The 12,283-nt window shown below is 63.0% G+C and carries 9 protein-coding genes and 2 pseudogenes; 3 read left to right on the forward strand and 8 right to left on the reverse strand.

The annotated features are described in order from the left end of the window. Positions 1–268 (forward strand): annotated as a pseudogene (locus VMR03_RS17840) (MFS transporter); the annotation flags it as partial. Between the two features lie 9 nt (positions 269–277). On the opposite strand, the gene VMR03_RS17845 reads toward VMR03_RS17840, so the two are convergent. The 8 genes from VMR03_RS17845 to VMR03_RS17880 all read right to left on the reverse strand — a co-directional run bounded on the left by VMR03_RS17845 (position 278) and on the right by VMR03_RS17880 (position 9,689). Continuing rightward, complete coding sequence (locus VMR03_RS17845; protein WP_325407625.1) at positions 278–2,521, reverse strand: hypothetical protein; 2,244 nt, start codon at positions 2,519–2,521, stop codon at positions 278–280. A 58-nt stretch (positions 2,522–2,579) separates the two neighbouring features. Next, complete coding sequence (locus VMR03_RS17850) at positions 2,580–3,506, reverse strand: hypothetical protein (RefSeq protein ID WP_325407627.1); 927 nt, start codon at positions 3,504–3,506, stop codon at positions 2,580–2,582. Continuing rightward, a complete protein-coding gene (locus VMR03_RS17855) occupies positions 3,506–4,138 on the reverse strand; it encodes a class I SAM-dependent methyltransferase (RefSeq protein ID WP_325407629.1) in 633 nt (210 codons plus the stop codon). The genes VMR03_RS17850 and VMR03_RS17855 overlap by 1 nt, the downstream gene beginning before the upstream one ends. Beyond that, the gene (locus VMR03_RS17860; protein ID WP_325407631.1) at positions 4,131–5,102 is read right to left on the reverse strand and encodes a glycosyltransferase family 2 protein; all 972 of its coding nucleotides are present in this window, start codon (positions 5,100–5,102) and stop codon (positions 4,131–4,133) included. The genes VMR03_RS17855 and VMR03_RS17860 overlap by 8 nt, the downstream gene beginning before the upstream one ends. 335 nt (positions 5,103–5,437) lie before the next feature. After that, positions 5,438–5,989 carry a DUF882 domain-containing protein gene (locus VMR03_RS17865; protein ID WP_325407633.1) on the reverse strand — a complete coding sequence of 184 codons (552 nt, stop codon included), beginning with the start codon at positions 5,987–5,989 and terminating at the stop codon, positions 5,438–5,440. 111 nt (positions 5,990–6,100) lie between these two features. Next, positions 6,101–7,654 (reverse strand): L,D-transpeptidase family protein, encoded by a 1,554-nt coding sequence (locus VMR03_RS17870; protein ID WP_325407635.1) that lies wholly within the window; start codon positions 7,652–7,654, stop codon positions 6,101–6,103. Positions 7,655–7,795: 141 nt separating this feature from the next. Then, the gene (locus VMR03_RS17875; protein ID WP_325407637.1) at positions 7,796–8,455 is read right to left on the reverse strand and encodes a class I SAM-dependent methyltransferase; all 660 of its coding nucleotides are present in this window, start codon (positions 8,453–8,455) and stop codon (positions 7,796–7,798) included. A gap of 4 nt (positions 8,456–8,459) precedes the next feature. Beyond that, positions 8,460–9,689: a DUF3419 family protein gene (locus VMR03_RS17880; RefSeq protein WP_325407641.1), complete on the reverse strand. Its 1,230-nt coding sequence runs from the start codon at positions 9,687–9,689 to the stop codon at positions 8,460–8,462. Between the two features lie 403 nt (positions 9,690–10,092). On the opposite strand from VMR03_RS17880, the gene VMR03_RS17885 reads away from it, so the two are divergent. Together VMR03_RS17885 and VMR03_RS17890 are read left to right on the forward strand one after the other, a co-directional pair. Beyond that, complete coding sequence (locus VMR03_RS17885; protein ID WP_325407639.1) at positions 10,093–11,865, forward strand: ABC transporter ATP-binding protein; 1,773 nt, start codon at positions 10,093–10,095, stop codon at positions 11,863–11,865. After that, positions 11,862–12,283: pseudogene (locus tag VMR03_RS17890) on the forward strand (ABC transporter ATP-binding protein); the annotation flags it as partial. The gene VMR03_RS17885 and the pseudogene VMR03_RS17890, both read left to right, overlap by 4 nt.

The raw sequence follows: 12,283 nt of genomic DNA on the forward strand, positions 1-12,283 counted from the left end.
CCTCGCTTCGGCCTTTCCGGCGATCATCGTCTATGCACAGGAGTTGATGCCCGGCCGCGTCGGCACGGTGGCCGGCCTCTTCTTCGGCTTCGCCTTCGGCATGGGCGGCATCGGCGCGGCGGCGCTCGGCGAGCTCGCCGACATGACGAGCATCACCTTCGTCTATGACGTCTGCGCCTTCCTGCCGCTGATCGGCCTCATCGCCGGCTTCCTGCCCAATGTCGAGACCGCGCGCCGGGCGTCGAACCCCGGCACGGCCGGGGCTTGATCCGATAGGTCACTGCGCGTCGCAGGCCCGATCTCCATCTGTCACGCATATCCATGACAGCGCCATGCCGAGACGTCGCGCGTCCGGCGACAGGTGAAGCTCGGCCGGTGCCACCGGCTCGGAAATCGTGAAGGTCAGGTCCATTTTCCGCTTGTCGCCGCCGGCGGAGGCGCCACCTGCGGGAATGGCGATGCGTCTCTCCATCATGCCGTCTCCGACATGGAAATCCCATGTCCCGGCCTCGACGCCGTTCACAAAGATCGTGACGCGCTGCTGCGGGTGTTGAGGCGGCGTAAAAGCCCTGACATAGGCATGGATCGCTCCTTTCGCCGGAATGTCCTTGTCGAACGAGAGCGTCAAATCGGCCTTTTCGGCGATCGTCCATATGCCGACAGACTCGACGGCATCCGACCACCCCGTCTGTCCGCAAGTCTCCAGATTTATCGCTTCGATGCGCTGTCCGAGCGGCCGGATATTTCCGGGGTCCGGCGCGTTCCGGTCGCGGCGAGCCACCGCGAATGTCGGCATTTCGACAACGCTGAAGCCGCGCGCCTGCAGACGCAAATCCCTGAACTCACGACGACCGCGCTCGATTTCCGCATCGCTCCGCGGCCATTGGAAAACGCTCCAGTAGGTATCGAAGAAAGGAAACACGACCGCGTCGAGCGCCCCTTGGTCGATCATCGAAATGAGATTCGGCACGACGCAGATGCCTTTGCGGATACTCCGTAGTTCCTGAGGCCAGCGAGGTTGCAGCCAGGACAGATTTTTGTCGCCACCGACATTATAGGCATGGATACCAAGATCGGCCGCCGCGTAAGTCACGAACAAGCTTCCCGCGACGCGCGGCAGATAAAAATTGCTTCGAGCGGACCGGAAATAGACCATCTCGCCCGGTTTCAGGAGCTTCCCCAGATCGTCGACCACCTCGCGTTTCAACAGCCGCTCTTGTGCATAGGCCTTCTCTCCGGCGCGCAAGCTTCCGGAAAGTGACGGAGCGGCCTCGACCAGCAGCAATAGGCCGGCAATGGTGGCGACTCCCGAGCCGTAACGCCGGTCGAGCGCCATCAAAGCCGCCAGCGCAAACAGGACAAGCGAGACATCGACGACAAGAAGCCAGCGCGAGGACGCGCGCATGTTCTTCAAGCCCGGCATTTTCTCGAACAGAACGGCCGTAGGCAGAGGAGTGCCCATAAGCTCGCCGGATGTCGCCGTTGCCGTCGAAACTTCCCGCGCGTCGAACTTGAATGAAGGGCCTATCGAAAAGATCACCGCGACAACGGCCGCGGCGAGCAGCGCGTAACGCAAACGCGAGTTCCAATGCCCGCGGACGAAGCCCGCTCCGGCGACCAGCAAAAGAAGATAGCCGGGAAAATTGACCGCGGAATCGCCAAGATTGGGCCACGGAGAAGACGATCTGACGATACCCGCCCAGTCGTATACGGCCCTCGCTCCTTTGGTCGGCATGACAATGGACGCGACGTCTGCACTGAGGGAGCTGAATGTGGAGAGATCGGATACAGGCATCTCACCGTCGGATGCGACCGACACAGAGTAAAGGACCACGGCAATCAGAACAGCGGCGCAGAATGCGGTGGCCCCGACGCAAAGGCGCCGCCACTCATGTCGCTGCAGAAGATCGTATCCGCGCCAGAGCGTCAAAAATCCGCTCATGAAACAGAACATCGCAAAGCCGTAACCGTCGAGGAAAAGTGCAAATACGAATGTGCCGACCAGCAGCGCCGTCGTTCCCGCCATGGCACGCGGGGAAAGCTCGTTTTCGGAAAAACGATCCCAGCTCCGCAGCGCGACGAGGAAGTAGGTCGGCAGGAGGGCAAAGGACATGCCGAGGGGACCGAAAAAATCGGATTCCTTTATCAGCGGCAGGGTAAGAAAAAGAACGGCGATAATGGCGGATATCGCGCGCGTTCCCCCGAGATGGCGCGCGAGCAGAAAACAGCCGGCCAGCGCCGCCGCGAGGAACAGGTCTGCGGAAAGCGCATAGCTGTCGAGAACCTGCAGGTCGAACAGGGAAATCAGACTCGCTTGCACCACGTTGAAGGGGAGCCCGAAGGCCGGCAATGCGCCGACCGGCATCGCGAAATTTGTCGCGGTCGTCCATGTCTCGCCTTTGGCGATCGAATTGCTGAAGCCGCTCGCCCACAGGATGAAGCCGAGGAAGGGAACCGATTTGAACGGGATCATCGCGTGAACGATGCAGACATAGACAAAGCCGGGCAGCAAAAGGAGCAACGACCTCGCCTTGCCCGGGAGTCTCAACCACATTTCACGCATCGAAAATACCCCCGGCTCAACCATGGCTTTCGCCACGACGAATTTTCTGTCGGACAAGTCGCGACGTCAGCCCGAGCAGCGCATCGCCGCCCAGCGTGACAAGACGATAGGCCAATGCAACGAAGCCCGCGACCGCCGGCCCCGCATAAGGCGTCGCGAGAGTTACGATCACCAGCTCACGTATGCCGAGCCCCGCACTTGCGCCGGGGATGATCGTTCCAAAAATCCATGCCAGAGCCGCAATCACCACGCATTGGAACAGTGGTGCGGACGAACCCGCCTCGCTCAGGAGGAGGGAGATCAGCAGACCGCAAAGACCGAAGAAAAGAAGATAGCCAAGCCAGCATAAAAGAGCATATGGAAGCTGCTCTCTTGTTGCCCCGCTCCATCGCAGGACAAGAACCGTTCCCGCAAGCACGCCGATCCCGATCGCGGCCGCGCCGACGGCGAACTCGTTCGCGGATATATGGAGCGCGGCCTGGCTCGCCGTCAGTTCCGGCAAGCCGCCGACCAGAGCGAGGAATGCCGCCGCGCCGCCGGCCAGCACGAGGTCGCACCACGTCGCCATCGCGATTCGACGATGGGAACCCAGTTCCTCCCTCGCCGTATGCCGGGCGGCAAAATGCAGAATGTTACCCGGAAGGTATTTGAATATCTGCGTTCTCGCGCAAAGAACCGATGCCTCGGCAACCGTCCGTCGATCGGCGCCGCCCAGAAGAAGTGCCCAGCTCAGACAGGGGATGAAGGAAATCGCGGCATACGCCACCGAAAGCAGCGCGATCGACCAGACATGTTGCGTTAAAAGAAACATCGCCTCGGCCGCCATCTGCCCCTGCAATCGGAAAGCGAGATAGACGATTGCAGCCAGGGCAGCGCCCAGCCCGATAAGATTGGCGATTTGACGTCCGCGGCGCACCCACGTCGTATCGGACGGGATCGACATCAGGAAACCGGTCGCGCGACATCGCGACGTCTGCATAGTGCCATCGTCCAGGGCAAAGGCCGACGCATTTCCAGAACCTCGAATTTCTCGTCCAGCATCAACCGGAACGCGCGACTGCTCCAATGCTGGATATGGCCCGGTGTATTCCCGCAGGCCGACAGGTAGGCGCCCCTGCAGAGGTTGAGCATCCGCCATAATGGCTCACGAGGCACACTGACGATCAGATGCTTCTGGGTCAAACGTTCGAGGACGTCGAGAGCCTTTCGCGCGTCCGGCAGGTGTTCGAGCACCTCGCAACAGACGACCAGCGGCGCAATCGCGGTCTTGTCGGCCAGTTCGTAGATGTCTCGCACCTCGAAAGGCGGGGGGACGCCACGCTCTTTCGCGATGCCGTTCGCCATCGCCACTTCTTCCGGCCCTATGTCGCAGCCGCGGATGCGGATGCCGCGATCCATGATATGGGCGCTGAGCTTGCCTTCGCCGCACCCGACTTCGTAAACCTCCGTGGCGCCGGTGGCGGCGAGAAGATCGTCGAACGCCTCGAAGAAACCCTTCATCATCCAGCGGACGAGCGGGTTCCGTGAGCCGTATTTGTCGAAATGATTGCCCGTAACGAGCGGCGTATCAGTCATGTTTTCCGTCTTGCTCGTCGGTTCTGTCGGCGCGCATTCCACGCAGGCTCGTTCTGATGTCCTCCAGAAGAAGCCGGTTCGCGGCCACCACATCGCCGATGAGCCCGGCGACGAAACAGAGGCCGGAGCTGAATATCAGCACCGCCATCAAGATCAGCGACTGAATATGCGCACCTGGATTTGCCTCGAAAGCCAGCACGAAAAGATATCGCAGGCCGATCAGCAAGCCGACAAACCCGAGAACGCCCCCTACCGCCGAGAAAAAGCGCAGCGGCTTATAGAGAACGAAGACCCGGAAAATCGTGATGATGGACCGGTTTATATAGCTCGGTATCGACTTCACCAGCCTCGACGGACGCAGATCTCCGTTCGTTCTGATTGGCACACTGATGATCGGGATATTCTTGCGTCCGGCCTGCACGATGGTTTCGAGCGTATACGTGTAGGTCGTGTAGACGAACAGTTTCTCCGCGGCCTCCCGGTGCATCGCGCGAAATCCGCTCGGTGCGTCCGCGACATCCGTCTTGCTGACGAAGCGAACGACGGCGCTGCCGAGCTTCTGCAGAATTTTCTTTGCAATCGAAAAGTGTTCGATCCGGTCGATCGCGCGCGCGCCGACGACGATAAGCGCCCGGTTTTCCAGAATTGGCTGGATGAGCAGAGGAATGTCATCCGCGCAATACTGGTTGTCGGCGTCCGTGTTCACGACGATGTCGGCACCGCGATCGAGCGCCGCCTGCAACCCGGTCATGAACGCCTGCGCAAGCCCGCGATTTGAAACATGGGATATGACGTGATGAACGCCGTGACGCCGGGCAATTTCGGCCGTCCGGTCTGTACTGCCGTCATCGACGACCAGTACTTCGATCTCGTCGATACCCGGCACGGTCTTCGGCAGGGCCGCCAACGTGATCGGCAAGACGTCTTCTTCGTTGAAGCAGGGGATCTGAATGATGACTTTCATCGTCCCGCCAGTCCCTCGCGATCACCGGCCGTTCGTCGCTCATTCCGGCTGGAATCCAGGCGTGAATTGACCATCGCTCCCTCTCGTCGCCAGCCCCGGGACGACTACGCGTTTGAGCTGCGGCTGGACCGTGAACGTCACAGGAGATCGACATGCCCATTGTCGATCTTGATATCGAGATTTCATCTTAGCTCACTTCCAACCGCGAATGTCACCGGGAAATGGCCGGCCAGGGCCGGACAGGACGCGGGAATCCCCGGTCCATTGCGCCTCTCAACCTATTCGACTAGGTAAAAATAGCTGCACCGGAGAGCCCAGGCGCATCGTCGGCGCGATCAGACGTCGCGCGTCCCGCCCCAATGGCGGACCTTGCCGCAATCGACATGCACGAAGTCGTTCTTCGGATAATAGCCGACGCCGCCGCTCTTGAGCGCCAGCGCGGCCTTGTGCACGAGTTTCAGATCGCGGCCCGGCACGCGAATGTCGATGGCGCGGCCTTCCATGTGCAGGCTGCGCTTGGCGACGCCGCTGCTCGCCTTGTGCATCAGCCCGTTCGAATGCGGCGAGCGATAACCCGAGATGACCTCGTAGCGCGCCGTCGTGTCGAGCCTGCCGCGCAATGCCGCCAGCAGATCGAGAAGACGCGGATCGATGTCATGTTCGGACCCGTCGCGATGATCGCGCAGGACCTTCCTGATCCCGGCCATCGCGCCCGGCACATAGGCCCCATCGGCCCAATAAGTCGTCGCGAAGCTCTCGCCGGTATGGATATTGTGGAGTTCGAGTTTGCGCGGCGCGCCGACCGCCGCCATTGCCGGCCTCGCGATCGCGAGCGAAGCCACCGCAAGCGAAGCTGTACCGAGAAACCCTCTCCGCGTGAAATCCAACGCCACACCTCCTCGTGGGACAAGCAGGCACAATCGGCCTTCTTCCCCCTATAGAGGCCAAACTGCGGCGTGGTCAACGAAAATGACCGTAATTATATTATGGGAATTGCCTCAGGAGCCGCAAAAGGACGCGGCTGCGTTGGGAGCTGAAGACGGACTCGCGGTCTGCGGCCGCGTCAGCGCATCGAACAGCCGCGCATCCCGGCCATAGATATCGTCGCGGAATTGCGCCCGGCCGTCTTCGGCCGTGAAGGCCGTCCAATAGGCGATGACGACCGGAATCTCGTCCGCCACTGGCACGCGCACCGTCGTGCCCTCGGCCATCGCCTGTTCGATACGCTCGCGCGGCCAGTCCCCATTGTCCTTGAGCAGAATCTCGGCGAGGTCGAGCGGCTTCTCGAGACGGATGCAGCCATGGCTGCGGGTCCGATCGTCGAGCGCCTCGCGCGTGAAGAGGCTGCGCGCCGGCGTGTCGTGCAGATAGACGTCGAAACTGCTCGGAAATTCGAACTTGATCAGGCCGAGAGAATTCTTTTCGCCCGGCGCCTGCACGAGCTGGTTGCCCTGCCAGTGCATGTTGTTCTTTTCGAGATAGTCGGGCTTGCGCTTCAGAGCCGGGATGATCTCCTTGCGGATGATCGAGGCCGGCACGATCCATGGCGGATCGATCACCACGGCATGAAGATCGCTGCGCACCAGCGGCGTCGGCGTGGCCTTCTTGCCGACCACCGCCCGCATGGCGAGCACGCGCTTGTCGCCGATGATGAGCGCCGCACTCGCCGCCGCCGTATTCACCTCGATCCGCGTCGAAGGAATGCCGCGCGAGAATTGCCGCCAGCGCTCGAGATTGAGCGCAATCTGGCGGACGCGCTCCGCCGGACCGACATTGAGCGCCTCCACCGTCTTCTTGCCGAGCGCGCCATCCTCCGCAAGACCATGATCCGCCTGAAAGCGTTTCAGCGCATCGATGGTCTCGCCCGCGAGAATGTCGTCTTGTGCCCGGCTGTCGGCAAGATAGCCCTCGGCGGCGAGGCGCGCGCGCAGGAGAGGCACGAGGGTGCTCGCCTTGCCCGGCTTCACGGCTTTTGCCGGCGCATCGAGCGTCGCCCACTCGCCATGCGCCGAGAGATCGCGATAGCGCGCGAGAAGCGCCTTCAGCGCGGCATATTCCGGCTGGCGTGGCGGCAGGCTCCTGAGCCAGCCCACAACATCGCCGCGTCTCAGCACCGACCTGAGATCGAAAACCGGGTCGACGGGATAAATCTCGAAATCGACATCCTCGTCGACATGCGCCGGATCGACGCGACCCCGCGTCATGTCGCGGGCATAGCGCAAGGCGGCATCGGTGAGCAGCAAGTCTCGCATAGCCGCCACCGCGCTATCCGGCGAATGGCTCAACCGTTCGATCTCGCCGAGATGGAAGGGGCTCGGATCGAGGCCCTGCTCCGGCGCTGCGCCGAGCGTGGCGATCAGAGCCGCAGCGTCCTCGGGCCGCCAGACGCAGATGCCCGGTGCGCTCGCATAAAAACGCTGGAGGGTCCCAAGATCGAGATCGGCCCGGATTTCGGGGCGAAGCGTGGAAACGCTCGCCAACGGATCGGCGCAAGCCTGCGCTTTCGCCTCTCCCGCTTGCAGAAAGAAGGCCGTGACTGGCAAAAGGGCCAAACCCGCCAGCCGAAGGAGAGACAAACGACGACGCTGCACTGAACGAAACCCGCTTCGAGGGCTCTATGCCCTGATGGACCGACCCAACTCTAGAGGCCGGCAAGCGGAAATCCATTGGGGTAGATCAACGCAGGAAGGTTTTCAGCAACGCCTGGTGAGCACGGCAAGCCAGCTATAGCCGCGATGGAGCGCCTGAAAATCGAGCGTTGCACCATGCTCGTCGGCGATTTCCAGCAGAACTTCGCGAAGCTCGGCCCGCGGCGCGACGTGGAACCAGCGGAGCCATGCGAAGAGAATGGCGCGGAAAAAGCCCGGCAGCCGCTCCTGCTGACCGAAATCGACGATATGAAGGCTGCCACCCGGCGCCAGATTGCGCATCGCCTGTTCGATCGCCTCCCGCCAGACCGGGATCATCGAAACCGTATAGGACATGAAAATCCGGTCGAAGCCGGAAACGCCGAAGGCAAGCCCCGGATCGAAATCCGTGGCATCCCCCTGAGCGAGGCTGACGCGCTGCTCGAGCCGCGCCTTGCAGACCGCGGAACGCGCCGTCGCCAGCATCTCGGACGAGATATCCATGCCGAAGAAGGCGGCGCGTGGATAACGGCGCGAGGCCGCGACGAGATTGCGCCCCGTGCCGCAGCCGACTTCGAGGACGCTCATGCCGGGCTTGGCATCGAGCCCGGCGATGAGCCGATCCCGGCCGAGCAGATAATAGCGCCGCGTCAGATCGTAGACATGACGCTGGTTCCGGTAGACCCGGTCCATCAATGCCGAATGTCCGGGTTCGACGAGCGTCATGGCCTCAGCCCTTGAACGTATAGAGATGGAAGCCGCCATAGATCGACGAACGGTCCTTGGTCGTCCAGTCGAGCGAACGCTCCGCCTCATAGTGCCAGCGATCGAGAACTTCGGGCGCGACGCGGCCGGGCAGCAGGCTCGGCTCGGCGGCGGTGCGGAAGATGACGCGGGCGCCGGGACGCGCGGTGCGCGTGATCTCGCGCCAGAGATCGTTGAGCTGGATGTCGGTCATCCAGTCCTGCGCGTCGAGCAGCACATAACGGTCGGCGCTCTGCGGCTCCTCGCCGGCGAGGAACTCGATGAAGTTGCGGTTCAGCACTTCGACGCGAGCGGCGCCGGCCTGCAGCGCCGAGAAATTCTCGCGTTGCAGGTAAGGCGGCAGTGACGGCGTCTCGCCGGGCGCGTAATGGCGCGCGAAGGCCTGCCAGGCGAAATAATTGTCGGCGATGGGAAAGCCGCAGGTCAGCCTTTCAAGCCGTTCGCGCAGCACCTCGTGCATCGGCCGACCGCCGGAGAGCTTTTCATATTGCGACGGCGGAATGCCGAGGCCGTAGAGCGAAGCCGGATTGTCGGTGAAGCGGCGCACGAACTTCTTGTCGAAAAGCGGCGCGAGCTTGGTGTCGAAGAAGACGCGCTGGCCGGCCATCGAGCCCGCATCGAGCAACGGGCGGAAATCGACGCCGTAAAGCTTCGCCGCGAGATGCGCCCAGCCGATGAAATAGCCAAGGAGCCCGTAGCGATAGAAGTTGCGCGCGAAGAGCGAGATGCGCTTGCGTCCCGAAAGGGAACGCCGCTCCCAGTAATTATAGGTCTCGTCGTCGAGCCGGTCGCGCAGGAAGAGCCGGTAGGCCTCCATGTTGGCGCGGTTGTCGGCCTCGCCGAAGAAACGGAAGAAATGTTCATAGCTCGGCATGTGGGCGGCGCCGGCGAGCTTCAGCCGCGTCAGCGCGACATGCGCCCGGTTGAGGTCGACGGCCGTGATCCGGCCCGGGCCGGCGGCGAGATAGGACATGACGTTGCAGCCGCCCGACGCGATCGTGACGACGTGATGCTCCGGACGGAGCTCCATCGCCTCGAGGTCGACCACCGGGTCTTCCCAGATTTGCGGGTAGACGAGGCCGGTGAAAAGCAGCGTGAAAAGCCGCTCCAGCACGCCTTCTTTCGAAGCGGCCCGGTGCCGGTGCACGGCACGCTTCAGACGGTCTTTCGGGCGCAGCAGGGCGCCTTCTTCCAGGGTCTCGGAAATGGCTGCGGCCTGATCGGTCACGTCGTCCCTCGCTTTCGCGGATGTGGCCGGCGAATCGTGTGCCCATGAATCCCGTGCCGGCCTTCGTGCAGCTACAGGGGTTCCATGAAGTGCTGATGAACTTCTTGTGTCGAATGTGACAATGCGAGCACAGATTGATGGAAACCGGGCCCCTTGGATGACAACGCTTCCCCCCGCTCATGAAGGGCGTATAGTTTCGTCAATCGACTCATAAAAAGGCGGAAACGCCGTCGTCTCTTTCGGGAGACGAGGCGGGCGGACACCGTCTTACGTGCGTGGAAACACGCCCAGCCCGGTCAGTTCCGTGACGCTCCCTCCCCAAAGCCCCCCGAGAACGGGCCCTTCCGCAAGGAATCCCTTGTGGCGGCTCATGCCTCTGATCCATCGCAACCCCTGGCGCTTCTGGGGCGGCATGAGCTTCATCAATGTCGGGCGCGTCTTCGAGGCGCTGATGCCGCTCGAATTGAAGACCGGCATCGACAGGGTCGCCGTCGGCGACACCCGCCTCGCCGGGCCCGCGCTTGCCATTCTCGGCCTGATGCTCCTGCGCTATGTCGCATTCAACTACGGACGCCGCTTCGTCCGCGAAGTCGGCGTCGAGGTCGCCTTCGAGCTTCGTCAGCGGCTTTACTGGCACCTTCAGCTGATGGGGCCGAAGTTCTTCGCGAAAGTGACGACCGGCGACCTGATGGCCCGCGCCATCAACGACATCTCGCTGATCCGCCAGATGATCGGTCTGGGCTCGCGGCTTCTCTTCGTGCTCGGCTTTTCCGGCATCATCGCCTTCGCCTTCATGCTGCATCAATCGGCCTCGCTGACGCTGCTGCTGCTGCCGGCGCTGCCCTTCTTTGCGATCTTCGGCTGGCTGCTCGCGGCGAAGATCTTCAGCCAGTCGACCGTCGTGCAGCAGGGCTTTTCGGACCTCTCCGCGCAGGTCCAGGAAAACCTGAACGGCATCCGCACCATCCAGACCCATGCGCAGGAAGACCGCGAGACGAAACGCTTCGAGGAAACCTCGAGCAGCTATGCGCGCGAATTCTACCGGCTGATGTTCTACAATTCCGCGCTCAACGCCTGGATGCTGGTCATCACCGGTTTCACGACGCTGCTCATCGTCGGCTTCGGCGGCCATGAGGTGCTCAAGGGCGAGATCAGCGTCGGCACCTTCACCGCCTTCATCTTCTATCTCGGCATGATGCTCTCGCCGGTGAAGGAAGGCGGCGTGATGGTCACGCTCTTCCAGCGCGGCGGATCTGCGGCGGCGCGCATTTTCGAAATCCTCGACACCGAACCTGAAATCCGCGATGCGCCGGAAGCCGTTCCGCTCGACCGCATCGGCGGCCGGATCGAAATCCGCGACCTTTCCTATCATCACCCGGCGCGCTCCGGGCAGACCGGCATCGGCTGGCCGGCGCTCAACGGCGTGACGCTCGACATCGCGCCCGGCGAGACGATTGCCGTGCTCGGCCGCGTCGGCTCCGGCAAGTCGACGCTTCTTCGCCTCATCGTGCGCCTGCTCGACCCGCCGCCCGGCACGATTTATCTCGACGGCCGCGACATCCGCCTGCTGCCGCTGTCGCAAGTGCGCTCGCAGGTCGCGCTGGTGCCGCAGGATCCATTCCTCTTCGCCGCCCGGCTCGGCCATAACATCGCTTATGACAATCCCGAGCGCAGCGCCGAGGAAGTCTGGCATGCAGCGCAATCCGCCGATCTCGAGACGACGATCCGCCGCTTCCCGAACAGTCTCGACACTCTTGTGGGAGAGCGCGGTGTCACCCTGTCGGGCGGCCAGAAGCAGCGCGCGAGCCTCGCCCGCGGCCTGATCCGCGAGACGCCCGTGCTGCTGCTCGACGACTGCTTCTCCTCCGTCGATACCGAGACCGAGGAGTTCATCCTCTCGCGGCTGAAGACGCTGCGCGCCGGCCGCACCACGCTGATGGTCTCGCATCGCGTCTCGACCGCGCGCCATGCCGACCGCATCGTCGTGCTCGACGAGGGCCGCGTCGCGGAGATCGGCACGCATCGCGAGTTGCTGGCGAAGAACGGCCTTTATGCCAATCTCGAGCGCGTGCAGGGCCGCCGCGAGGCGCTGGCGCAAGATCTGGAGGCGCAGGGCGCCGTCCCCGAAGGGAGCGCGCCATGAACGCCCGGTCTCCCCTGCCCCCGCAGTCCCCGCCGAAGCCGCAACGCGACTACTCGATCTTCGAGGACGACATCGACACGCGCCGCTTCGACATGCGCCTCATCTGGCGCCTGACGCACTGGATCGGCCCCTATCGCCACCAGTTCGCGCTCGCCATCCTCCTCGTGATCCTGGCGGCGAGCTTCGCCGTGCTGGCGCCCGTTGTGGTGAGCCGCGTCGTCGTCGACGGCATCCTGCTTCCCGCCGCCTCGGGCCATGCGCCCGACTTCTGGCAGAAGGCGCTGACCGGCTGGCTGTCGGCGCGAAGCGGCCTCGAACCGCTGATCGTCGCCTGCGGCCTCTACGCGCTCTGGACGACGCTCTGGGCGCTCTTCGGCCATGGCTTCCGCATCACGCTGGCGAAAGCGGTGCTCAACGG

The organism is Parvibaculum sp. (genome assembly GCF_035511255.1).
Lineage (GTDB): Bacteria > Pseudomonadota > Alphaproteobacteria > Parvibaculales > Parvibaculaceae > Parvibaculum.

Coding starts and splice junctions, on each gene's coding strand:
- VMR03_RS17850 (WP_325407627.1), bottom strand. CDS start 3,506: ATGTCGATCCCGTCCGATACGACGTGGGTGCGCCGCGGACGTCAAATC.
- VMR03_RS17855 (WP_325407629.1), bottom strand. CDS start 4,138: ATGACTGATACGCCGCTCGTTACGGGCAATCATTTCGACAAATACGGC.
- VMR03_RS17860 (WP_325407631.1), bottom strand. CDS start 5,102: ATGAAAGTCATCATTCAGATCCCCTGCTTCAACGAAGAAGACGTCTTG.
- VMR03_RS17875 (WP_325407637.1), bottom strand. CDS start 8,455: ATGACGCTCGTCGAACCCGGACATTCGGCATTGATGGACCGGGTCTAC.
- VMR03_RS17885 (WP_325407639.1), top strand. CDS start 10,093: ATGCCTCTGATCCATCGCAACCCCTGGCGCTTCTGGGGCGGCATGAGC.